Source organism: Rothia sp. (in: high G+C Gram-positive bacteria) (assembly GCF_030540545.1).
GTDB lineage: Bacteria > Actinomycetota > Actinomycetes > Actinomycetales > Micrococcaceae > Rothia.
In genome coordinates, this window is record NZ_JAUNVZ010000088.1 from 1 (window position 1) to 1,163 (window position 1,163).

Consider the following 1,163-nt stretch of genomic DNA (forward strand, 5'->3'; position numbering starts at 1 on the left):
GCGGTTTCGCGTTAAAGCTGCACCGCCATTTCGTGCTCAACCAGACACGGTCCAAAGGACTGGTCCACCTTTGTAGCGCCCGTACACCGCCAGCCCTGCCGTTCGTAGAAGCTGATGGCGCGGGAATTTCCCTCCAAAACCCAGAGAGTCGCGTGCTCACACCCCCATGCGGCAAAAGTGCTGAGTGCATGGCTCATAAGGGCGTGGCCGACACCCTGGCCGAGGGCATCCGTGTATATATAGAGTGAGTGGAGTCTTCCGTTTATCGTCTCGCCCGGAATAGCTCTTTCGGCGCGGTCAGCATTGTTCGGTGCCGCGCTGAAACGGCAGAACCCCAGCACCGCATCGCCGCGTGCAGCGAGCATAAACGACCGTTTTTCATCATCACTCGACCCCTGCACGGACTCTGACCTGCTGGGCGGCGAATTCTGGGGAAACTGGCTGAGGTACCCGCGCATCCGCTCGGTGTCTTCGGCGACGCTGAGCGAATCGAGGTAATCCTGAGATATTAAACCCTGATATGCAAACCGCCACCCCTGAACACGGATGCGCGCTATTGCCTGCGCATCGTAGGGGGCGGCGGGTCGAATCGTGAGGGCATCCGGCATGGCTTAATCCTAGCGGAACGCCTCTGCACGAGATAAAACTAGTGGGAGTCGGTTTTCGTTCCCGTGGGGTCATCCCAGCCGAGGGCTAGGGTTACGACCATACCCAGGGAGAGGAACCCTGCGCAGGTTGCGACACCGAACGCGACCCAGCGCACGGCGGTAAGTCCATTCGCCAGAACAACCGTGATAAACGCCGCAAGAGCGATAAAGCCAAGAATCCAGGCGCCAACTTTCAGATTCATCTGAACCTCCAAAACCGTCAGTCTCTACGATGCGTCGTTACGTTCCGTCCGGCACCGTAGCCGTACAGAACTCTATGGTCATAAATCCAGCATACCTCCGCTACGCCCTGCATGAAAAAATGCGCATAGATCATGCAATATTAAATCCGGTTACGAGAAGGTTGTTTTTCGCCGACAAGGTAGGATTTTCCGACCTGCTCGTACCAGAAACCACCTGCTCGCGGCATGAAAGGGGCAAACGTGCATCCGTTAGGATTAAATCATGCACGCAATGATGAGCCCGCAGCCCCCCGCACACCTGCCCTGCGACGCC

At 57.4% G+C, this 1,163-nt stretch carries 2 protein-coding genes; both read right to left on the reverse strand.

Annotated features, from left to right (window positions below; genetic code table 11):
• Positions 1-11: 11 nt before the first annotated feature.
• Positions 12-608 (reverse strand): GNAT family N-acetyltransferase, encoded by a 597-nt coding sequence (locus tag Q4P78_RS09125; protein WP_303340052.1) that lies wholly within the window; start codon positions 606-608, stop codon positions 12-14.
• 38 nt (positions 609-646) lie between these two features.
• Positions 647-850, reverse strand: a complete 204-nt coding sequence (locus Q4P78_RS09130) for a hypothetical protein (protein ID WP_037231375.1) — start codon at positions 848-850, stop codon at positions 647-649.
• Positions 851-1,163: the final 313 nt, after the last annotated feature.